Raw genomic sequence first — 21,139 nt, forward strand, 5'->3', positions numbered from 1 at the left:
GTGGAAGGCGGTGTGCGGGTGGGCTCGGGAGGGCTGGAGCTGCCCCCTGGTGACGGAGGTCATGAGGGAGGCTCCGCGGAGGTCCCGCCCGGCACGGTGTCGCTGGCCCGGCCGATGGGCGCGGGTGCCATCGGACCGGAGCTGGAGTGGGACGCCGACGCCTGGCATGAGGTGCGTACACGCGCTCAGCGGGCCGGCCGGGCCTACATATGGCTGAATCTCGTCGAGCAGCGGCTGCGCGCCGTCGTGACCGCCGTCCTGCGGCCCGTCTACGAGCCCGTCCACGGCGACGACTGGGTGGTGGCCGCGGCCGGACCGGCCGGCCAGGAGTGGGTGCAGCGGGCGGTCGCGGTGCGCGAGGTCAGCCGCCGCAAGGGGTACTTGCTCGACCCGGCCGACGACAACGTGATCAGCTTCCTCAGCCTGCCGCAGCTGCGCGAGCTGATGGTGCAGCACTGGCCGTGCTTCGAGCCGTACGTCGACGAGCGCCGGGACCTCGAGCTGGCCCTGGACGAGCTGGAGGTGACCCGCAACGTCGTCTCCCGCAACCGGGCCCTGTCCGAGGCCGTGCTGGCCCAGGCCGAGCGCGCCTCCGCACGGATCCTGGAGATCCTCGGCACGAGCGGCGACGTGCCCTCCGCGCGGCGGCTGCCGGTGGACGCGGTGGAGGACCTGGTCGGCGACCGGTACGCCGACGTGGTCGCGGTGCATCCGGACCGGGTCCGGCTGCTGCGCCAGTTCCCGGCCGAGGACATCTTCGGCGGCGCCCGCCGCCTGGACGCCATGGGCATCGGGCTGAACCTGCTCGTGCAGAACTTCTCCGGCCGCCGCCTGGTCCGGCTCGCCGAGTCCGGCTGCCGGGTGCGGCTGCTGTTCCTCAACCCGGCCTCCAGCGCGGTGAAGCGGCGCGAGCGCGAGCTCGGGCTCAAACGGGGCGAGCTGAGCCGCTCGGTGGAGATGAACATCCTGCACGTGCGGCGGGTGCGCTCCCGGCTGCGCGACCCGGGGGCCTTCGAGATCCAGGTCTACGACGAGACCCCCCGTGTCACCGCCTACCTGGTGGACGGCGACGGCCCGGACGGCATCGCGGTCGTGCAGTCCTACCTGAGGCGCAGCCGGGGCATGGAGACCCCGGTGTTCGTCCTGCGCAACGGCACCCGGGTGGTCAAGTCGGGCGAGGCCGAGGAGGGCGGGCTCTTCTCCTCCTACCGCGAGGAATTCGAGCTGATGTGGGAGGACTCGCGCCCGGTGTCCTGAAACACCCCCGCTGTCCGGTCCGCCGTCCGGGCGGAAAGCGGAACGCCGCCCTCGGCCTGTCAGTGGCCCGTGCCATCGTGGAGGCCACCGGGGGAAAGCACCATCGAGGAGGGGGACTGCCATGGGCCGGCACCGGGAGCCGCTGATCGGCTTCGGCCTGGAGACGACCGGGACGGAACCGCGCACGGCGCGCACCGCCGCGAAGGTCGTGATCGGATGAGCTGGATCAAGGGGCCGCTGACGGCCTTCGACCTGGAGACCACGGGGACCGACGTCGAGGCCGACCGGATCGTCACCGCGGCGGTCGTGATCGTGTACCCGGACGAGCGGCTTCCCGACGTCCGCACCTGGCTGCTCGATCCGGGGGCGGCCATCCCCGAGGAGGCCGCGGCGATCCACGGCATCTCCACGGAGCACGCCCGCAAGCACGGGGAACCGGCCGCCTCCGCCATCGAGGAGATCACCTCCGCGGTCGGCGAGGTGCTGGACTCGGGCACTCCCCTGGTGGTGATGAACGCGCGGTACGACCTCTCGCTGCTGGACCGCGAGTGCCGCCGGTACGGGATAGCACCACTGGCCGAACGACTGCGCGGACGGGTGTCGCCCGTCATCGACCCCCTGGTCCTGGACAAGCACGTGGAGCGCTACAGAAAGGGGAAGCGGAACCTCCGGGCGCTCTGCGCGCACTACGGGGTGCAGCTCGACGACGCGCACAACGCCGTCGCGGACGCCGTGGCGGCGGCCCGGGCCGCCCGGCGCATGGGGGAGAAGCACTCGGCCCTGGCGGAGCTGGCCCTGCCGGACCTCCACGATCTCCAGGTGCGTGCGGCGGCCGAGCAGGCGGCATCGCTGCAGAAGTACCTCCGGCGCACCTCGAACCCGGAGGCGACCGTCGAGCCGTCCTGGCCCGTCATCCCCTACGTCCGCTGACGGACGCACCGAACGGCCGGACGGCACCCCGGCGGCCGGACGAGCAGACCGGCGTCGCCGGCCTCCGGCGTACGACCGCCGGCCGGCGCCGGGACGGCCGGCATCACTGGCACCGGAGTCGAGGACGGGAGTTCATCCGTGCGTCACCCGCGCGTAGGCGTCGCCGTCCTGACCATGGGCACGCGGCCCGCCGAGCTGGCCGACCTGCTGGAGTCGGTCGCCGGACAGGACACGCCTGCCGCGCGGGTGGTGGTCGTCGGCAACGGAGCACCGCTGCCGCCCCTGCCCGAGTGGGTCACCGGTGTGGAGCTGCCGGAGAACCTGGGCGTGGCCGGCGGCCGCAACGCCGCCCTGGCCCGGCTGCGGGAGTTCGGGGACGTCGATGTGGTGGTGAACCTGGACGACGACGGCCTGCTGATCAGCCCGGACGTCTTCACCCGGCTGACGGAGTCGTACGCCGCGGACGAGCGGCTGGGCATCGTCGGTTTCCGCATCGCCGACGAGCGAGGCCGCACCCAGCGCCGCCACGTCCCGCGCCTGCGCGCATCGGATCCGATGCGGGGCGGGCTGGTGACGACGTTCCTGGGCGGCGGACACGCCCTGTCCCTGCGGATGCTGGACCGGATCGGCGGCTGGCCCGAGCCGTTCTTCTACGCGCACGAGGAGACCGACCTGGCCTGGCGGGCGCTGGACGCGGGCTGGAAGGTGCTCTACGCGCCGGAGCTGGTGCTCCAGCACCCGTGGACATCGCCGACCCGGCACGCGGTCTTTCATCGCATGGTCGCCCGCAACCGGGTCTGGCTCGCCAAACGGCACCTTCCCGCCCCCCTCGTCCCCGTCTGTCTGGGTGTCTGGACCGTGCTGACCGTGGCCCGCACCGGATCGGCGGCGGGGCTGCGGGCCTGGTTCAACGGGTTCGCCGAGGGCCTGCGCACACCGTGCCCGCCCCGCCGGCCGATGCGGTGGTCCACGGTGTGGCGGATGACCCGGCTGGGCCGGCCGCCGGTCGTCTGATCGGGCGTTCGCGGCTTCGGACTCGGCCCGCGGCCGGGCCGGGCTCGCCCCCGTGCGTCCTGTCGGCCAGTCCGCGTAGCGGGTCCCTCCTCGACGGCGGTCGACGGGACGTGACCGCCAGGGAACCGGCGGGCGAGGCGGTCCGAGCCGTCGCAGGGAGGGCCCGTCCCGTCAGAAGGGGTGCCAGCGCACCGTGGGGTCCTCGTCCCGCAGGGACGCCACCCGGCGCTTGAACTCGGCCAGAGCCTTGGGGTTGCCCGGCGCGTGCTGGGCGACCCAGGCGCAGCTGGCCGTCTCCCGGGCCCCGCGCAGCACCGAGCAGCCCTCCCACTCCCGTACGTCCCAGCCGTAGGACTCGGTGAAGGAGTCGTACGCCTCGGCGGGCAGGCCGTAGCGGTCCCGGGACAGGGCCATGACCACCAGGTCGTGCTCCCGCAGATCGGCGGAGAAGGTCTCCAGGTCGACCAGGACGGGTCCGTCCGGGCCGACGTGCACATTGCGCGGCAGCGCGTCGCCGTGTATCGGGCCCGGCGGCAGATGGGGGGTGAGCGCGGCGACGGCCGCCGCGAAGCCGTCGCGGCGCTCGCGCAGGAACGCCGCGTCGGCCGGGTCGATGGCGTCGCCCGCGAGCCGCAGCCAGCGCTCCACGCCGCCCAGCAGCTCGCGCGGCGGCAGGGCGAAGCCGGGAGCGGGCAGCGCGTGCACGAGACGCAGCAGCCCGGCCAGGTCCCGCGGCTCGGCGGGCCGCACCGGCTCGGGCAGCCGGTGCCACAGGGTCACCGGATGCCCTTCGACGAGGACGGCCTCGGGTTCGGCGGCCCGCACGGCGGGCACCCCGGCCTCGGCCAGCCACACCGCGACACGCAGCTCCCGCTGCGCCCGCTCCAGCAGCTCGGCGTCACGGCCCACCTTCACGACGAGGTCCCCGACGGCGAACACCGCGTTCTCGCCCAGGGCGAGCAGCTCGGCGTCCCGCCCCGGACCGGACACGACCCCCGCCTTGACCAGCACCTTTCGTGCCCGTGCCTCGTCCATCCCTGTGCCTCCGTCCTCCAAGTCCGTACCCGGCAGCCGGGGCGGGGCGTCCGCCCCGGGAAGCCTGCCGTTCGTCGGTCAGTGCCGCAGTCGGCCAGTGTCGCATTCGCACAGGTCACGGTCGGTGCCCGGTGCCATGGCCGGGCGGTTCGGGGCCGCCGTGAAAACGTTTGGACACGGCATCCGGTCTCGTTCATGGTGGGCGGCATGACGACCGGTGCTCACATCGCCATGTTCTCCATCGCCGCCCACGGGCACGTGAACCCCAGCCTGGAGGTGATCCGGGAACTCGTCGCGCGCGGGCACCGGGTCACCTACGCCATCCCGCCGGTGTTCGCGGACAAGGTCGCCGCGACCGGGGCCGAGGTGAGACTCTGGCACTCCACGCTGCCCTCGCCCGACGACGACCCGTCCGCCTGGGGGACCACGCTGCTCGACCACGTCGAGCCGTTCCTGGACGACGCGATCCAGGCCCTGCCCCAGCTGAGCGAGGCCTACGAGGGCGACGAGCCCGACCTGGTCCTGTACGACATCGCCGCCTATCCGGCCCGTGTCCTCGCCCGTCGCTGGGGCGTGCCGGCGATCTCCCTCTCGCCGAGCCTCGTCGCCTGGGAGGGCTACGAGGAGGAGGTCGCCGAACCGATGTGGGCGAAGCCCAGGAAGACGGAACGGGGCCGGGCCTACTACGCCCGCTTCGAGGCCTGGCTGAAGGAGAACGGGATCACCCAGCACCCGGACCTCTTCGTCGGCCGCCCCGCCCGCTCGCTCGTCCTGATCCCACGGGTGCTGCAGCCGCACGCCGACCGGGTCGACGAGAAGGTGTACACCTTCGTCGGCGCCTGCCAGGGCGACCGCTCGGCCGAGGGGGACTGGCAGCGGCCGGCCGGGGCCGAGAAGGTGGTGCTCGTCTCGCTCGGCTCGGCCTTCACCAAGCAGCCCGCCTTCTACCGGGAGTGCGTCCGGGCCTTCGCCGGGCTGCCGGGCTGGCATCTGGTGCTCCAGATCGGCCGGCATGTGGACCCCGCCGAGCTCGGCGACGTCCCCGCCGACGTCGAGGTGCGGTCCTGGGTGCCGCAGCCGGCGGTCCTGCGCCAGGCCGACCTGTTCGTCACGCACGCCGGGGCCGGCGGCAGCCAGGAGGGACTGGCCACCGCCACGCCGATGATCGCCGTGCCGCAGGCCGTCGACCAGTTCGGCAACGCGGACATGCTCCAGGACCTCGGCGTCGCCCGCCACATCCCAAGGAACAGGCGACAGCGGAGGCCCTGCGCGCCGCCGCCCTCGCCCTGGTCGACGACCCCGAGGTCGCCCGGCGGCTGAAGGCCGTCCAGGCCGAGATGGCCCAGGAGGGCGGGACGCAGCGGGCGGCCGATCTCATCGAGGCCGAACTGCCCGCCGGCCGCCGGTGACAGAACCCCGGCAGGCCCGGCAGGGGAGCACCGGTGACCGGGTGCCGGTGCCAATGCCGGGTCGGTGCGGGTGCGGGGCCCGTCGGTTCATGCCGGCCGACGGGCCCCGCACCTTTTTCGCGACAGGGCTCCGGGAAAATCATTTGTCCCCGGCACCGGCGGGACCTAGCGTTGCGTCCGTGGCAGCTTTCAACGCGATCGTCGTCTCCGGTCTCGGCCGGGGCAGCGTGTACTCCCAGCGAGTGCGACGCGGCCCTGGTGCCCTGACCGGTCCGGGGAGCAGCTCCATCCGCTGAGCGGCGCACCGCGCCTGCGTTCTCTTTTTTCTCTCCTCCTTTTCCTCGCTTCTCCCCGCTGCTGTCGTTCTTCTCCTGTCTTCCGGTCAGGGCTTTCGGCTGCCCTTTCTCACTCCCACGGAAGACAAGGACCGCAGGCCATGGCCCGCTTCGCACGCACTTCGTCCATCTCCCGTGCGCTGTCGCAGAACTTCCTCGCCGACCGCGCCACCGCCGAACGCCTCGCCCACCTCGCCGTCCCCTCTGCACGGCACAAGCCCCTGCTGCTCGAAGTCGGTGCCGGAAAAGGCGCGTTGACCGCGACGCTCGCCCCGCGCTGCCGCGAGCTGCGCGCCTACGAGATCGACCCACGGCTCGTGCCCGTCCTGCGCACCCGTTTCTCGGACACACCGCACGTACGGATCGTCCACGGAGACTTCCTCGGCGTGCGGCCTCCGCGCACCCCGTTCTCCGTCGCCGGGAACGTGCCCTACTCCCGCACGGCGGAGATCGTCGACTGGTGTCTGCGCGCCCCCGCCCTCACCGACGCCACGCTTCTCACCCAGCTCGAGTACGCCCGCAAACGCACCGGCGACTACGGACGGTGGACGCTGCTGACCGTGCGCAGCTGGCCGTGGTTCGAGTGGCGTCTGGTGGCACGGGTCGGCCGGACCCGGTTCCGGCCCGTGCCACGGGTCGACGCCGGAGTGATCCGGATCGAGCGCCGCCGCGTCCCCCTGGTCGACCCGTCCCGGGCCGGCAGCTGGCGGCGGACGGTCGAGCTGGGGTTCACCGGGGTGGGCGGTTCGCTGTACGCCTCGCTGCGCCGGGCCCACCCCGGGCGGCGGGTGTCGGCCGCGTTCCGTGCCGCCCGGCTCGATCCCGGGATTCCGGTGGGGGAGGTGCCCCCGGAGCGCTGGCTGGTGCTGCACGAGGTGCTGACCTCCTGACGGCGCCGGCCGGGGCGTCCTCGCCGGACGGCCGTACGAAGGGCCCGTCGGCTTCCGCGGCCGACGGGCCCTGCACGAGGGACGGTTCAGACCTTCAGGCGCTCGCCCGTCCTCGGCGCGGGCGGGACGGCCTCCTGCCGCGGGGGCGTGTCATGGGTGAGGTCGGGGAGGCGGCGCAGCCATGCGGGCAGGTACCAGGTGCGTTCGCCCAGCAGGGACATCACCGCGGGCAGCAGCACACCGCGGATGACGGTCGCGTCGATGAGGACCGCGGCCGCCAGGCCCACACCCATCTGCTTCATGGACTGCATGGACAGCGTGCCGAAGATCGCGAAGACGGCGACCATGATGACGGCGGCACTGGTGACGACGCCCGCCGTCGTGATCACACCGTGCTGGATCGCCTCCTTCGTGCCGAGGCCGCGCAGCCGTGCCTCGCGGATCCGGGAGACCACGAAGACGTGGTAGTCCATCGACAGACCGAACAGGATCACGAACAGGAACAGCGGCAGCCAGGTGACGATCGCCCCGACCCCGTCGGCGCCCACCAGGGAGGCGCCCCAGCCGTGCTGGAAGACGGTGACGAGGATGCCGTAGGCCGCGCCCACCGACAGCAGGTTCAGCAGGATCGACGCGATCGCGATACTCAGCGAGCGGAACGAGAGCAGCATCAGCAGGAAGGCGAGGACCACGACGAAGGCGAAGACCGGGACGACGGAGCCGACGAGCTGGTCGTTGAAGTCGTGCGAGCCGGCGACCTGACCGGTGATCGGCGCCCGCACCCCGTCGACCCGGCCCAGGGTGGCGGGCCGCACCTCGTCCCGCAGTTTCCGCAGGCTCTCCCCGGCCTTGTCCAGGTCGGAGCCGCCGACCAGCGGGACGGAGACGACGGCCACGTTCCGCGCCTCGTACAGCCGGACGCCGACCGGGCCGTGCGAGGCCCCGGAGGCGACCGCCTGCTCCTTGAACTCCTCCAGCGCCCGGCGCACCTGAGGGGCCGTGATGTCCTCGGCCTCGACCACCACCCGGGCCGGACCGGAGCCGCCCGGGAAGGCCTCATTGACCCGGTTGTACGTCTGCACGACGGGCAGCGAGTCGCTGAACTCCTGGTCCAGGGTGAGCTCCGAGGTCCTCATGCCGAGAGCCGGAGCCGCGACGGCGAGCAGCGCACCGGCCGCCACCACGACCGACAGCACGGGCCGGGCCAGCACCCGCCGCAGGACGGCCTTCCAGAACCGGCTCTCGGCACGGCCGTCGCGCCGCCCCAGGAACGGGATCCGCCCCTTCTCGACCCGCTCGCCCAGCAGGGACAGCAGTGCCGGCAGCACGGTCACCGACCCGATCATCGCGACCGCCACCACCATCAGCGAGGCGAGGCCCATCGCCTCGAACTCGGCGATTCCGGTGAACAGCATGCCCGCCATCGCCACACACACCGTCACACCGGAGACGACGACGGCACGGCCGCTGGTCGCGGCGGCGATGCGCAGCGCGGCGCCCGCGTCGCGTCCGGCCGCCCGTTCCTCGCGTTCGCGGCGCAGGTAGAACAGGCAGTAGTCGACACCGACCGCCATGCCGACCAGCAGCATCACGGAGTTGGCGGTGTCGCTCATCGGCTGCAGATGGCTGACGACGGCCATCAGGCCCATCGTCGCCATGACCGCGGTGAGCGCCAGCGCCACCGGCAGCAGCGCGGCCACCAGCGCGCCGAAGGCGATCAGCAGAATGCCGAGGGCCACCGGAACGGCGGAGTACTCGGCCTTCCTGAAGTCCTCCCCGAAGGCGTCGGAGTACTGCTTCTGGATGCTGGCGCCGCCGATCTCCTCGATCCGCAGCGAGGTGTGGTCCTTCTGGACGTCCTCGACGGCCTTCAGCACCGGTCCCACCCGCTCGCCCGCGGTGTCCGCGTCACCGCGTATCGCGAACCGCACCAGCGCGCTGCGGCCGTCCCGGGAGATGGTGTTCGTGTCGTACGGCGAGGCCACGTCGGTGACCTGGCCGGTCGCCTCGACAGCCTCGATCACGTCGGCGACGGCCGCCCGGAAGCCGGCGTCCGTGGCCCTGGTGCTGCCGTCCTTCGCCTGGATCAGGACGGTCTCGCCGGCCGGCTCCTCGATCCCCGCGTCCTCGAGGATCCGCGCGGCCGTGTGCGTCTCGCCCTTGAGCTGCTCGCCCTGCTGGACGTCCTGCCGGCCCGTCACCGAACCGAGTCCCACCGCCAGGACGACGAACAGCACCCAGATGCCGACGGCGGCCCAGGGATGCCGGGCGCTCCAGCCGCCGGCCCGCGCGGCGAAGCCGCGCGGAGGCGTATCTCCTCCGTTCCCCATGACGGGCTCGCCCCCTTCGCGGGCCCCGTGGGCCCCTGCGCACGCGGAGGCGGCTCCCTGCCGCCCCCTTCTGAGTCGAAGGTAGGAGCCGGACAAGTCGGTCTCGTCGTGCTGCCCGGTGAAGTGCCGCCGCCGTGGCTCCTCCTCCCGGACTCCGTGCCCTCCGCACTGAGGAGGACGGCGGGCCCTTACAACAATCCGGGTTTTTCCGGGGCGGGGATCAGGGTGTACGTTCCGCCGGAGGGGGCGGAACCCATGGCCGCGGAATGTTGAACCAGTCACAGCCGCGTACAGAAGTTGAACCGTACGCCGCGATCGGCCATCGTTTCGAACGGGTCCGTCCACTCCGGAGCGGCTGCCGTGCCCGCCCCCACGGGGCACGGCGGCCGCCCTAGGGTGGACGGATGACGACGTATGCGGCGCTGTTGCGCGGAATCAATGTGGGGGGCAGCAGGAAGCTCCCGATGGCCGAGCTGCGCACCCTGATGGAGGATCTCGGTCACACCGGTGTCCGTACGTATCTGCAAAGCGGGCAGGCCGTCTTCACCTCCGGGCGCGGCGACGAGGAGTCGCTGGCCGCGGAGCTCGCGGAGGCCGTCGCGCGGCGGTTCGGGTTCCCGGTGGACGTGATCGTGCGTGATCACGCCTATCTGCGGGCGGTCGCCGAGGCCTGTCCGTTCCCGGCCGCCGAACTGGCGGGCAAGCAGCTGCACGTCACCTACTACTCCGCCCCCGTCGACGCGGCGCGCTTCGCGGAGATCGACCGGACCGCCTACCTGCCCGAGGAGTTCCGCCTCGGCGACCGTGCCCTGTACCTGTACGCGCCGAACGGAGCGGGCCGCTCCAAGCTGGCCGAGCATCTGTCCAGGCCCCGGCTGAACAAGGGCGTGATCGCGACCAGCCGCAACTGGAACACGGTGCTCAAACTCGTCGAACTCACCGCCCAGGACGCCTGACGGGGGCGGGCGCCGTCCTCCGAGGGGGGCCGGCAGGCGCCCGGGGTCTTCGAACACGCCGAACGCCCCCTTGGGCCCGGAACCGCAACGGAGCTGACACGCGGCCGTTCCTTCCGGCCTCTCGGCAGCCGTGTGTCGTGTGTACTGCGCACCCTCCGTTCCAACCCTGCTCCATCTATCGAAATTCGATAGATTTCCATCGCAATTCGATGGAAGGGGGGTATGGGGAAGCTGACCGTGCATGCGCTGCGGGCCGTGCTCGCGGTGGTGCTCGTCGGCACCGGTGCTCGTGCTGCGGAAGCTGCTCGCCCAGGCCGCCGCGCGCGACGCCGAGGCCGTGCGGATGCGGGCCGAGCCGGCGGGGTGATCCGATGCCGACCGCCGTCGGCGGGAGAGGGCGAGTCGGCGAGTTCTGACCCCTGTCCGGGCCTTTCCGCGGTGCCGCTGTGACACTTGGGCGGCGCTCGACGCTGTAGGGAACGGTGACCGTCGCACACCGGGGTGTCCGGTGGGCGGCGGCCGGCCCGTCCGTCAGATGCCCGGGCCCGCCCGCAGCGGCAGCCGGGCCGCGTCGTACCGCTCCAGCAGCACCCGCGCCACCTCCGGCGCCGGGCCGAGCACATCGGCCAGGACGTCGGCCCGTGCCTCGGCGGCGCCCCGCGCGATACGGTCCGGCAGAAGGCCCGGGGCCAGCACGTACGGCGCGACCGCGACCTTCGCGCAGCCCAGCGACCGCAGTGCGCGCACCGCGTCCTCGGTGCGCGGAGGAGAAGCGGAGGCGAACGCAGGCCGCACGGCGCACCAACCCCTGCGCCGCCACTCCCGCGCGATGTCTGCGATCACTGCGATCGCCTCCGGGTCGGAGGACCCCGCCGAGGCCAGGACGACCCCGGTCGAGGACTTGTCGGCGGGGGACAGCCCCGCCTCGTGCAGCCGGCGCTCCAGGGCCTGGGTCAGCAGCGGTGACGGGCCGAGGACGTCGGCCTGCCGGATGCGCAGCCGCGACGGCGCCTGACGCAGCACCGACGGGATGTCCGTCTTCGCGTGGAAGGCGCGCGTCAGCAGAAGCGGCAGGGCCACCACGTCCCGCACCCCCTGGGCCGCCAGCGACTCCAGCACGCCCCGCAGGGAGGGCAGGTCGAAGTCGAGGAAGCCGGTCTCCACCCGCAGCCCGCGGCGCAGGGAGCGCACCCGCCGCACCAGGGCGTGCACGGTGGCGGCGTGCCGCGGGTCACGGCTGCCGTGGGCGACGACCAGGAGGACGGGCTGCGCGGGCTGCACGGGCTGGACGGGGTGCCGGGACATGGGTCAGCTCTTCACCAGGAGACCACGGTTGCGCAGCACCCACCGCTCCAGCGGACTGAAGATCAGCAGGTCGATGGCGACACCGACGAACAGGATCAGGATGATGGCCTGGAACACCATCGGCATGGAGCTCGCGTTCCGGCCGTTCTCCAGCAGGGCGCCCAGACCGATGCCCAGATCCGGCGAGGAGGCGATGATCTCCGCCGCCATCAGCGAACGCCAGGAGAACGCCCAGCCCTGCTTCAGACCGGCCAGATAGCCCGGCAGCGCGGCCGGCAGGACGATGTGCCAGGCGCCCCGCAGCCCCGTCGCCCCCATCGTGCGGCCCGCCCGCAGGAACAGCGGCGGCACCTGGTCGATGCCGGACACCAGGCCGTTGGCGACGGACGGGACCGCGCCGAGCAGGATCACCGCGTACATCATCGAGTTGTTCAGGCCCAGCCAGATCACCGCCGCCGGCACCCACGCCACCGACGGCAGCGACTGCAGACCCGACAGGATCGGGCCGATGGCCGCGCGCACGAACTTCACCCGGGCCACCAGCACCCCCAGCGGGGTGCCGATCGCCAGCGCGAGCAGGAAGCCCAGCAGACCGCGCGAGACGGACGTCCAGATGAAGTCGAGCAGCGTGCCCTGCAGCCAGGCGGCCTGGAACTCGCGGCCCACATCGGCCGGCGAGGGCAGCTTGCTCGGGTCGTCGACCACCTTGAAGGAGATCAGCGCCTGCCAGACCACCAGGACCACCGTGATCGCCACGATCGGCGGCAGGACCTTGTCGACGACGATCCGCCGGACGGGCGTGCGCCCGGTCTCGGTGGTCTCCAGCGCGTCGAGTCCGGCCTCCACATCGGCCAGTTCGGCGCTGCGGTCCGTCTTGGTGTCAGTGCTGGCCATGGCGGCGGATCTCCCCACGCAGTACTTCGGTGATCTCCCGGGACAGCTCCGCGACGGGCGCGTCCTCGATACGGCGCGGCTGCGGGATGTCCACCGTCCACTCGCGGGCCACCCGGCCCGGACGGGAGGACAGCAGGACCACGCGCTGGGCGAGCCGCACCGCCTCGCGCACGTTGTGCGTCACGAACAGGACCGACACCCCGGTCTCCTGCCAGATCCGGGTCAGCTCGTCGTGCAGCACGTCCCGGGTGATGGCGTCCAGGGCCGCGAACGGCTCGTCCATCAGCAGCAGCTTGCTCTCCTGGGCGAGCGCGCGGGCCAGGGCCACGCGCTGGCGCATGCCGCCGGACAGCTCGTGCACCCGCTTGCCGTACGCACCCTTCAGCCGGACCAGCTCGAGCAGCTCCTCGGCCCTGGCGCGGCGCTGCGGCTTCGGCACCCCCCCGAGCTTCAGGGCGAGTTCGATGTTCTTGCCCGCGGTCAGCCACGGGAACAGGGCGTGCTCCTGGAACATCAGGGCGGGGCGGCCGTCCGTGGTGAGGGAGCCGGAGGTGGGCCGGTCGAGGCCCGCCACCAGGTTCAGCAAGGTGGACTTGCCGCAGCCCGAGGCCCCCAGGAGGGTGACGAACTCGCCCGGGGCGACATCGAGGCTGATGCCGTCCAGGACGAGCTGCTGCCCGCCCGGAGTCGTGTAGGACTTCGAGACGTTCTCGAGGCGTGCCGCGTGCACTACGGGCTCGGCGGCCGTGGCGAGGGTCGTGGCCATGCTCGTCATCTCCCGGGGAACTCTTCGGCTACGGCTCTACTTGACGCCGAGTCCGGCGTCGTCGACGGTGGGCTCGCCCTCGGCCTTGAGGACCTTGTTCAGCAGGGTGAGGTCGTAGATGCCGTCCAGCTTCGGCTTCTCCAGCAGCCCCGCCTTGACCGCGTGCTGTGCCTGGGTGTTCAGGGTGGACGCCAGCGGGTCGTCGGTGATCCGGATGGACTCCCAGGCCATGTCCAGGACGTTCTCGGGCAGCGCCTTGCCGGTGACGGCCCGCAGCTGCTTGTTCGCCGCGGCCTTCGCCTCGTCCGGGTGGGCGTTGATCCACCTGTTGGTCTCGACGGAGGCCTTCAGCACGGCCTCCACGGCCTTCGGGTGCTCCTTGAGGAACTTCTGCGACACGATGATGTTCGTGATCACGAACTTCTTGTCCGGCCACAGCGTCGACTCGTCCAGCAGCACCTCGGCGCCCTCGGCGACCAGCTTGGACGCGGTCGGCTCCGGCACCCAGGCGCCGTCGATGGAACCGGCCTTGTAGGCGTCCGGGGTGACCTTGTTGTCGGTGCGGAGCACCGAGACGTCGCCCTTGCCGCTGAGCGCGTCGACCTTCCAGCCCCGCTCCGCGATCCAGTTGAGGAACGCCACGTCCTGGGTGTTGCCGAGCTGCGGGGTGGCGATCCTCTTGCCCTTGACGTCCTCGAGGGACTTGATCTTCTTGGGGTTCACCACGAGCTTGACCCCGCCGGAGGCCGAACCGCCGATGATGCGCAGGTTCTTGCCGCCGGACTTGGTGTAGCCGTTGATCGCCGGGGAGGGGCCGATCCAGCCGATGTCGATGGAGCCGGAGTTGAGCGCCTCGATCTCGGAGGGGCCGGCGTTGAAGACGGAGGTCTTGACGGCCGTGCCGCCCAGGGCCTTCTGGAAGAAGCCCTTCTCCACGCCGACCAGGGCGGTCGCGTGCGTCACATTGCCGAAGTAGCCGATCCGGACGGAGTCCAGGCCGTCGATCTTCTCGGCCCCGGCGGCGACCTTCTGCCGGGAGCCGTCGTTCTGGGCCTGGGAGCCGTAGCCGCAGGCGGCGAGTGCGAGCAGCGGAAGGGCGACGGCGGCGGTCAGGGCGCGCCGGAGTATGGGGAGGCGGTGGGTGGCAGGCACGAAAGGTCCGTCCTCTCGTCGGCCCGGCGGTCACGGCCCCTGGGGCCGCGGCCGGGAAGCGGCAGGTTGTCTCGGTAAGCGGTGAGGGGTGCGGGCGCGCGGGCAGGGCGCGTGGGTCAGCACGCACATCGGGCCACTCCCCCCTGTCCGCTGCCGAGGGCGCCGCTGCCGATCCGGCCGCCCTCCTTGGCGAACGTGGAGTAGAAGTCGTCGGAGAGGTTCATGCTCAGAAGTCCCACCCGTCGTCGTCGGCCGTGTCCTTGACCGGCTCCGGCGAGGCGAACGACTCGCCGACCATGCCCGCGGTGAGCGTGGCGCCGTCGGACGGGTCGATCAGGATGAAGGAGCCGGTGCGGCGCGAGTCGGCGTAGGAGTCGGCCGGCAGCGGCTCGGCGGTGCGGATCTTCACCCGGCCGATGTCGTTGGCGACGAGCCGGCCCGGGTGCGGGTGCAGGGACAGGTCGTCGAGGGTCAGCCGGGACGGGATGTCCTTGACGATCGCCTTGACCGTGCGGGTGCCGTGCTTGAGCAGCACCCGGTGGCCCACGGTCAGCGGCTGGTCGGCGAGATGGCAGACGGTCGCCTCCACGTCCTGGGTGGTCGCGGGCGCGTCCTTGCTCGGCACGATCAGATCGCCGCGCGAGACGTCGAGGTCGTCCTCCAGCAGAACGGTCACCGACTGGGGCGTCCAGGCCACGTCGACCGGCCTGCCCAGCAGGTCGATGCCCGAGATCCGGGTCGTACGGCCCGACGGCAGCACCGTGACCTCGTCGCCGACCCGGAAGGTGCCGGCGGCGATCTGGCCCGCGTAGCCGCGGTAGTCGGGGTGCTCGGCGGTCTGCGGCCGGATCACGTACTGCACGGGCAGCCGGGCGTGGCAGTGCGCCAGGTCGTGGCTGACCGGGACCGTCTCCAGGTGCTCCAGGACGGTCGGGCCGCCGTACCAGTCCATGGTCGCGGACGGTTCGACCACGTTGTCGCCGTGGAGCGCCGAGATCGGAATGGCGGTGACCTCGGGGATGCCCAGCTCGGTCGCGTACGCCGTGAACTCCTCGGCGATCGCGGCGAACACGGACTCCCGGTGGCCCACCAGGTCCATCTTGTTGACCGCGAGCACCACGTGCGGGACCCGGAGCAGGGCCGCGATCGCCGCGTGCCGGCGGGTCTGCTCCACCACGCCGTTGCGGGCGTCCACCAGGATCACGGTCAGCTCGGCGGTGGAGGCGCCGGTGACCATGTTCCGCGTGTACTGCACATGGCCCGGGGTGTCCGCGAGGATGAACCGGCGGCGCGGGGTGGCGAAGTAGCGGTAGGCCACGTCGATGGTGATGCCCTGCTCGCGCTCGGCCCGCAGACCGTCCGTCAGCAGCGCGAGGTCCGGGGAGTCCTGGCCGCGGCCGGCCGAGGCGCGGCGCACGGCCTCCAGCTGGTCGGCCAGGACCGACTTGGAGTCGTGCAGCAGCCGGCCGACGAGCGTGGACTTGCCGTCGTCGACGGAGCCCGCGGTGGCGAACCGCAGCAGGGTGGTGGCCGGGAGCTCCTCGGTGGTGGTCGTGCTCATCCTCAGAAGTACCCCTCGCGCTTGCGGTCCTCCATCGCGGCCTCGGACAGCTTGTCGTCGGCCCGGGTGGCGCCGCGCTCCGTCAGGCGCGACGCGGCGATCTCGGCGATCACCTTCTCGACGGTGTCGGCGTCCGAGTCGACGGCCCCGGTGCAGGACATGTCGCCGACCGTGCGGTAGCGCACCAGCCGCTTCTCGACCCGCTCGCCCTCCTTGGGGCCGCCCCAGTCGCCGGCGGTCAGCCACATGCCGTTGCGCAGGAACACCTCGCGCTCATGGGCGAAGTAGATCTCGGGCAGCTCGATGCCCTCGCGGGCGATGTACTGCCAGACGTCCAGCTCGGTCCAGTTGGACAGCGGGAACACCCGTACGTGCTCGCCGGGCGCGTGCCGGCCGTTGTAGAGGTTCCACAGCTCGGGCCGCTGGCGGCGCGGGTCCCACTGGGAGAACTCGTCCCGCAGCGAGAACACCCGCTCCTTGGCGCGGGCCTTCTCCTCGTCGCGGCGTCCGCCGCCGAAGACGGCGTCGAACCGCTCGCTTCGGATCTTCTCGGTCAGCGGCAGGGTCTGCAGCGGGTTGCGGGTGCCGTCGGGGCGTTCCTTGAGGACGCCGCGGTCGATGTAGTCCTGCACGGAGGCGATGTGCAGGCGCAGGTTGTGCCGGGCCACCGTGCGGTCCCGGTAGGCGAGGACCTCGGGGAAGTTGTGCCCGGTGTCCACGTGCAGCAGCGGGAAGGGGACGGCGGCCGGGGCGAACGCCTTCAGCGCCAGGTGCAGCATCACGATCGAGTCCTTGCCGCCGGAGAACAGCAGCACCGGGTTCTCGAACTCGCCCGCCACCTCGCGGAAGATGTGCACCGCCTCGGACTCGAGGGCGTCCAGGTGGGAGAGGGAGTACGGGCTGTTTGCGGCCCTGCCGCCCCCCGTGACCTCGGCGACGGTCGTCATACCAGTCCCCTTTCGCTGAGCAGGGCGTACACGGACGCCGCGGACTCCTGGACGGTCTGGTGCTGCGACTCGATGCGCAGATCCGGCGAGACGGGCTCCTCGTACGGGTCGTCGACGCCGGTCAGGCCGGTCAGCTCGCCGGCGGCCTGCTTGGCGTACAGGCCCTTCACATCGCGTGCGGAGCACACCTCGACCGGAGTGGCCACATGCACCTCGAGGTAGGTGGTCCCGTTCTTCTCGTGCCGCTTGCGCACCGCGTCCCGGCTGTCCGCGTACGGTGCGATCACCGGGACCAGGACCAGCACGCCGTTGCGGGCGAGCAGTTCGGCGACGAAACCGATGCGCTGCACATTGGTGTGCCGGTCCTCGCGGCTGAAGCCGAGGCCCGCGGAGAGGAACTCGCGGATCTCGTCGCCGTCGAGCACCTCGACGCGGTGGCCCTCCGTGCGCAGCCGCCCGGCCAGCTCCCGCGCGATGGTGGTCTTGCCGGCGCTCGGCAGGCCCGTGAGCCAGACGGTGGCTCCGCTCGTCACGTGGTTCTCCTGAGTCCGATGGGTCGTCATGTGTGCAGTCCGCACTCGGTCTTGGCGGTGCCCGCCCAGCGGCCGGCCCGCGCGTCCTCGCCCTCCCGCAGCCGCCGGGTGCAGGGCGCGCAGCCGATGGAGCCGTAGCCGTCCATCAGCAGCGGGTTGGTGAGCACGCCGTGTTCGGCGACGTAGGCGTCCACGTCGCTCTGGGTCCAGCGGGCGATCGGGGAGATCTTGACCTTCTGCCGTTTGGCGTCCCAGCCGACCACCGGGGTGTTCGCCCGGGTCGGGGACTCGTCGCGGCGCAGTCCGGTCGCCCACGCCAGATAGCCCTCGAGGCCCTCCTCCAGCGGCTGCACCTTGCGCAGGCGGCAGCACAGATCGGGGTCGCGCTCGTACAGCCTCGGGCCGTACTCGGCGTCCTGTTCGGCGACCGTCTGCCGGGGGGTGAGGGTGATGACGTTGACGTCCATCACGGCCTCGACCGCGTCGCGGGTGCCGATGGTCTCCGGGAAGTGGTAGCCGGTGTCGAGGAACACCACGTCCACACCGGGCAGGACACGGGAGGCGAGGTGGGCGACCACCGCGTCCTCCATCGAGGAGGTCACGCAGAACCGCTTGCCGAAGGTGTCGGCCGCCCACTGGAGGATCTCCAGCGCGGAGGCGTCCTCCAGGTCGCGTCCGGCCCGCTCGGCCAGCTCCTTCAACTCACCGGCGTCGCGCTCTTCCTGAGTCGTCGTCATATCCGCTGGTCCCCTTTGTGGTCGGCCCGCCCGACACCCCGGGCCAGCAGCCCGAGGAACGTCAGCCGGAACCCCCGGTTGCACGCCGCGCATTCCCAGCTGCCATGGCCCTGCTCGCCGGGACGCAGGTCCTCGTCGCCGCAGTACGGGCAGTAGAACGGCGTCGCCCGCTCGCTCACGACAGCGCCTCCTCGGAGGCACGGGCGGCCCAGGCGGCGAAGCGCTCGCCCTCCTCGCGCTCCTTCAGGTAGCGCCTGAGCACCCGCTCGATGTAGTCGGGCAGTTCGTCCGCCGTGACCTTCAGACCGCGCACCTTGCGGCCGAAGCCGGGCTCCAGGCCGAGTGCGCCGCCCAGGTGCACCTGGTAGCCCTCGACCTGCTCGCCCTTGTCGTTCAGGACCAGCTGGCCCTTCAGGCCGATGTCCGCGACCTGGATGCGGGCGCAGGCGTTCGGGCAGCCGTTGAGGTTGATGGTGATCGGCTCGTCGAAGTCCGGCAGACGGCGCTCGAGTTCGTCGATCAGCCGGGCGCCGCGCGCCTTGGTCTCGACGATGGCGAGCTTGCAGAACTCGATGCCGGTGCAGGCCATGGTGCCGCGCCGGAACGAGGACGGCCGGGCGGTCAGGTCCAGCGCCTCCAGGCCCTCGAGCAGCGAGTCGACCCGGTCCTCCTCGACATCGAGGATGATCATCTTCTGTTCGACGGTGGTGCGGACCCGCTCGGAGCCGTGGGCCTCGGCCAGGTCGGCGATCTTGGTCAGGGTGGTGCCGTCGACCCGGCCGACGCGCGGGGCGAAGCCGACGTAGAAACGGCCGTCCTTCTGCCGGTGCACACCGATGTGGTCGCGCCACTGCTGGACGGGCTGCTCGGGGGCGGGCCCGTCGACGAGCCTGCGCTTCAGGTACTCGTCCTCCAGCACCTGACGGAACTTCTCCGGGCCCCAGTCGGCGACGAGGAACTTCAGCCGGGCGCGGTTGCGCAGCCGGCGGTAGCCGTAGTCACGGAAGATCGACAGAACGCCCTCGTAGACGTCCGGGACCTCCTCCAGCGGCACCCAGGCACCCAGCCGCACCCCCAGCTTGGGGTTGGTGGACAGACCTCCTCCCACCCACAGGTCGAAGCCCGGCCCGTGCTCGGGGTGACGCACACCGACGAACGCGACGTCGTTGATCTCGTGCACCACGTCCAGCAGGGGGGAGCCGGAGATGGCCGTCTTGAACTTCCGGGGGAGGTTCGAATAGGCCTTGTTGCCCAGGACGCGGCGCTTCATCTCCTCCAGGGCCGGAGTGGCGTCGATGATCTCGTCCGCGGCGATGCCGGCGACCGGCGAACCGATCATCACCCGCGGGGTGTCGCCGCAGGCGGTGACCGTGGACAGGCCGACCGCCTCCAGCCGGTTCCAGATCTCGGGCACGTCCTCGATCCGGATCCAGTGGTACTGGATGTTCTGCCGGTCGGTGATGTCGGCGGTGCCGCGCGCGAACTCCTGGGAGATCTCGCCGATGACCCGCAGCTGCCGGGTGGTCAGCCGGCCGCCGTCGATGCGCACCCGCATCATGAAGTAGCGGTCGTCCAGCTCCTCCGGTTCCAGAACTCCGGTCCTGCCGCCGTCGATACCGGGCCTGCGCTGGGTGTACAGGCCCCACCAGCGCATGCGCCCCCGCAGGTCGGTGGGGTCGATGGAGTCGAAGCCGCGCTTGGAGTAGATCGTCTCAATGCGTGTCCGCACATTGAGACCGTCGTCGTCCTTCTTGAACTGCTCGTTGCTGTTGAGCGGGGTCAGATGCCCTACGGCCCACTGCCCCTCGCCACGGTGACGGGTCACCTTGCGGCGGGGCGCGACAGACTTCTGCGGGGAGGCAGCCATGGTCGATACGTCCTTCGGGACAGCGGGGGGAATGCGGCTTTGGACCTGCGAATCCGCGCAGGTCAGCGGGCAGACGGACACACCCGCGCCTCATTGCGCAGGCGGAAGGGCAGGAAAACGGGGAGGGAGGAACCGGTTGCCGGGCCCGTGGCGTCGGGCCGGTGCGGGCGAGGTCAGCAGGCCGGACAGATGGCGCTGGACATGTGGCCGTGGTCGACGTGCCGTCGGCTCACCAAGGCGATCCCGGTTCCAGACATGGCGGAAGCGTGGCACGGAGGTCTGGACAGCGTCCAGCATTGTCCGTGATACGGACATCCTTGTCTCGGGGTTCGAGAAACCGATGGGGTATGTCGCGGAAGTCGCGTGTGCCGGTGTTCGTACGGTTCAGGCCCGATAGGCCCCCGGCCAGGGGCCCGGTGTCGGAACGTCCGGCTCCGTCTCGACCTTGGTGTCGAAGAGCCGGAAGCCGCGGCGCAGGTAGTTGTCCATCGCGTACTCGCCGTCCTTGCTGCAGGTGTGCAGCCACACCCGCTTCGTCGGCGGCCGTCCCGGCCAGCGGTCGGCCAGGTCCCAGGCGCGGGCGGTGCCGTACGACAGCAGGTGCCCGCCGATGCCGCGGCCGCGGAAGGACCGGATCAGACCGAAGTAGACGATCTCCACGACGCCCTCGTCCTGGGCCTCCAGCTCGACGTAACCCGCCGGTGTGCCGCGCTCGTACGCCACCCATGTCTCGACACCCGGACGCTCCAGGTACTCCTGCCACTGGGCGTACGTCCACCCCAGCCGGTCCGTCCACCGGATGTCGGCGCCGACCGAGGTGTACAGGAACCGGCTGAACTCGGGGGAGGGCACCTCGGAGCGGACGATGCGCACCTCCCCCTCGGGCACGGCGGCCGGCAGGAGGTCGTGCGGTGAGGTCTGCTCCAGGGACCAGGTGGTCACGGCGATGCTCGTCATGCCGGTCAGGGAATCATCCGTCCCGGGCCGCTGTCGATCGAAGGTGTCCCGTCTCACCCGTGTCCGCCCCGGACCGGCGCTCCCGCCGTGTCGTCATGTGCGCCCCGGGGGCGGCGCCCTAGCTGTATTGCCCTGAGAGGTTAGGGACGCGGCTGGCGGGTGGCTGGCCTTTCAGCGCGGTGTGTCCGCGGTGGTGATTGTAGGTGTGCAGCCAGTCGGGGAAGGCGTCGCGTCGTTGTTGTTCTGACCGGTAGGGGCGGGTGT

General features: G+C 71.7%; 19 protein-coding genes and 2 pseudogenes. 7 read left to right on the plus strand and 14 right to left on the minus strand.

The window, feature by feature from the left end:
* The 3 genes from CCN35_RS03785 to CCN35_RS03795 all read left to right on the plus strand — a co-directional run bounded on the left by CCN35_RS03785 (nucleotide 1) and on the right by CCN35_RS03795 (nucleotide 3,201).
* A complete protein-coding gene (locus tag CCN35_RS03785; RefSeq protein WP_245862998.1) occupies nucleotides 1–1,257 on the plus strand; it encodes an SAV2148 family HEPN domain-containing protein in 1,257 nt (418 codons plus the stop codon).
* 216 nt (nucleotides 1,258–1,473) lie between these two features.
* Entirely contained in the window at nucleotides 1,474–2,187 is a 714-nt protein-coding gene (locus CCN35_RS03790; RefSeq protein WP_067396665.1) for an exonuclease domain-containing protein, read from the plus strand.
* Nucleotides 2,188–2,325: 138 nt separating this feature from the next.
* Nucleotides 2,326–3,201 (plus strand): glycosyltransferase family 2 protein, encoded by an 876-nt coding sequence (locus CCN35_RS03795; RefSeq protein ID WP_086791509.1) that lies wholly within the window; start codon nucleotides 2,326–2,328, stop codon nucleotides 3,199–3,201.
* A 171-nt stretch (nucleotides 3,202–3,372) separates the two neighbouring features.
* Here CCN35_RS03795 and CCN35_RS03800 read toward each other — a convergent pair whose 3' ends face one another.
* Nucleotides 3,373–4,236, minus strand: coding sequence for a phosphotransferase enzyme family protein (locus CCN35_RS03800; RefSeq protein ID WP_067396669.1), 864 nt, complete (start codon nucleotides 4,234–4,236; stop codon nucleotides 3,373–3,375).
* Between the two features lie 195 nt (nucleotides 4,237–4,431).
* Here CCN35_RS03800 and mgt point away from each other — a divergent pair.
* Together mgt and erm are read left to right on the plus strand one after the other, a co-directional pair.
* Nucleotides 4,432–5,645: pseudogene (gene mgt / locus CCN35_RS03805) on the plus strand (macrolide-inactivating glycosyltransferase).
* A gap of 436 nt (nucleotides 5,646–6,081) precedes the next feature.
* Complete coding sequence (erm, locus tag CCN35_RS03810) at nucleotides 6,082–6,870, plus strand: ErmE/ErmH/ErmO/ErmR family 23S rRNA (adenine(2058)-N(6))-methyltransferase (RefSeq protein WP_067396671.1); 789 nt, start codon at nucleotides 6,082–6,084, stop codon at nucleotides 6,868–6,870.
* Between the two features lie 86 nt (nucleotides 6,871–6,956).
* Here the strand turns inward: erm and CCN35_RS03815 are convergent, their stop codons facing one another.
* On the minus strand, nucleotides 6,957–9,200 hold the full coding sequence (locus CCN35_RS03815) for an MMPL family transporter (protein WP_086791511.1): 2,244 nt from the start codon (nucleotides 9,198–9,200) through the stop codon (nucleotides 6,957–6,959).
* Nucleotides 9,201–9,604: 404 nt separating this feature from the next.
* Here CCN35_RS03815 and CCN35_RS03820 point away from each other — a divergent pair, with 404 nt between their 5' ends.
* A complete protein-coding gene (locus CCN35_RS03820; RefSeq protein ID WP_086791513.1) occupies nucleotides 9,605–10,156 on the plus strand; it encodes a DUF1697 domain-containing protein in 552 nt (183 codons plus the stop codon).
* A 241-nt stretch (nucleotides 10,157–10,397) separates the two neighbouring features.
* On the plus strand, nucleotides 10,398–10,523 hold the full coding sequence (locus CCN35_RS29925; protein WP_268877217.1) for a hypothetical protein: 126 nt from the start codon (nucleotides 10,398–10,400) through the stop codon (nucleotides 10,521–10,523).
* 164 nt (nucleotides 10,524–10,687) lie between these two features.
* Here CCN35_RS29925 and CCN35_RS03825 read toward each other — a convergent pair whose 3' ends face one another.
* The 12 genes and pseudogenes from CCN35_RS03825 to CCN35_RS27575 all read right to left on the minus strand — a co-directional run.
* Complete coding sequence (locus CCN35_RS03825; RefSeq protein WP_067400473.1) at nucleotides 10,688–11,461, minus strand: sirohydrochlorin chelatase; 774 nt, start codon at nucleotides 11,459–11,461, stop codon at nucleotides 10,688–10,690.
* A 3-nt stretch (nucleotides 11,462–11,464) separates the two neighbouring features.
* Nucleotides 11,465–12,355 (minus strand): ABC transporter permease, encoded by an 891-nt coding sequence (locus CCN35_RS03830; protein WP_086791517.1) that lies wholly within the window; start codon nucleotides 12,353–12,355, stop codon nucleotides 11,465–11,467.
* The gene (locus tag CCN35_RS03835; RefSeq protein ID WP_211285487.1) at nucleotides 12,342–13,130 is read right to left on the minus strand and encodes an ABC transporter ATP-binding protein; all 789 of its coding nucleotides are present in this window, start codon (nucleotides 13,128–13,130) and stop codon (nucleotides 12,342–12,344) included. Before CCN35_RS03835 ends, CCN35_RS03830 begins: the two co-directional genes overlap by 14 nt.
* A gap of 27 nt (nucleotides 13,131–13,157) precedes the next feature.
* Entirely contained in the window at nucleotides 13,158–14,273 is a 1,116-nt protein-coding gene (locus CCN35_RS03840) for an aliphatic sulfonate ABC transporter substrate-binding protein (protein WP_067400456.1), read from the minus strand.
* A gap of 226 nt (nucleotides 14,274–14,499) precedes the next feature.
* Entirely contained in the window at nucleotides 14,500–15,834 is a 1,335-nt protein-coding gene (locus CCN35_RS03845; RefSeq protein WP_067400453.1) for a sulfate adenylyltransferase subunit 1, read from the minus strand.
* 2 nt (nucleotides 15,835–15,836) lie between these two features.
* Nucleotides 15,837–16,781 carry a sulfate adenylyltransferase subunit CysD gene (gene cysD, locus CCN35_RS03850; RefSeq protein WP_067400446.1) on the minus strand — a complete coding sequence of 315 codons (945 nt, stop codon included), beginning with the start codon at nucleotides 16,779–16,781 and terminating at the stop codon, nucleotides 15,837–15,839.
* The gene (cysC, locus tag CCN35_RS03855) at nucleotides 16,778–17,314 is read right to left on the minus strand and encodes an adenylyl-sulfate kinase (protein ID WP_067400442.1); all 537 of its coding nucleotides are present in this window, start codon (nucleotides 17,312–17,314) and stop codon (nucleotides 16,778–16,780) included. Before cysC ends, cysD begins: the two co-directional genes overlap by 4 nt.
* 26 nt (nucleotides 17,315–17,340) lie before the next feature.
* Nucleotides 17,341–18,051, minus strand: a complete 711-nt coding sequence (locus tag CCN35_RS03860; RefSeq protein WP_067400439.1) for a phosphoadenylyl-sulfate reductase — start codon at nucleotides 18,049–18,051, stop codon at nucleotides 17,341–17,343.
* Nucleotides 18,048–18,230 (minus strand): hypothetical protein, encoded by a 183-nt coding sequence (locus CCN35_RS03865; RefSeq protein ID WP_086791521.1) that lies wholly within the window; start codon nucleotides 18,228–18,230, stop codon nucleotides 18,048–18,050. Before CCN35_RS03865 ends, CCN35_RS03860 begins: the two co-directional genes overlap by 4 nt.
* On the minus strand, nucleotides 18,227–19,918 hold the full coding sequence (locus CCN35_RS03870; protein WP_067400432.1) for a nitrite/sulfite reductase: 1,692 nt from the start codon (nucleotides 19,916–19,918) through the stop codon (nucleotides 18,227–18,229). Before CCN35_RS03870 ends, CCN35_RS03865 begins: the two co-directional genes overlap by 4 nt.
* A gap of 384 nt (nucleotides 19,919–20,302) precedes the next feature.
* Nucleotides 20,303–20,875, minus strand: a complete 573-nt coding sequence (locus CCN35_RS03875; protein ID WP_067400429.1) for a GNAT family N-acetyltransferase — start codon at nucleotides 20,873–20,875, stop codon at nucleotides 20,303–20,305.
* Between the two features lie 118 nt (nucleotides 20,876–20,993).
* Nucleotides 20,994–21,139, minus strand: a pseudogene (locus CCN35_RS27575) (integrase core domain-containing protein); the annotation flags it as partial.

The sequence above is a fragment of the Streptomyces thermovulgaris genome (assembly GCF_002155915.1).
GTDB classification, from domain to species: Bacteria; Actinomycetota; Actinomycetes; order Streptomycetales; family Streptomycetaceae; genus Streptomyces; species Streptomyces thermovulgaris.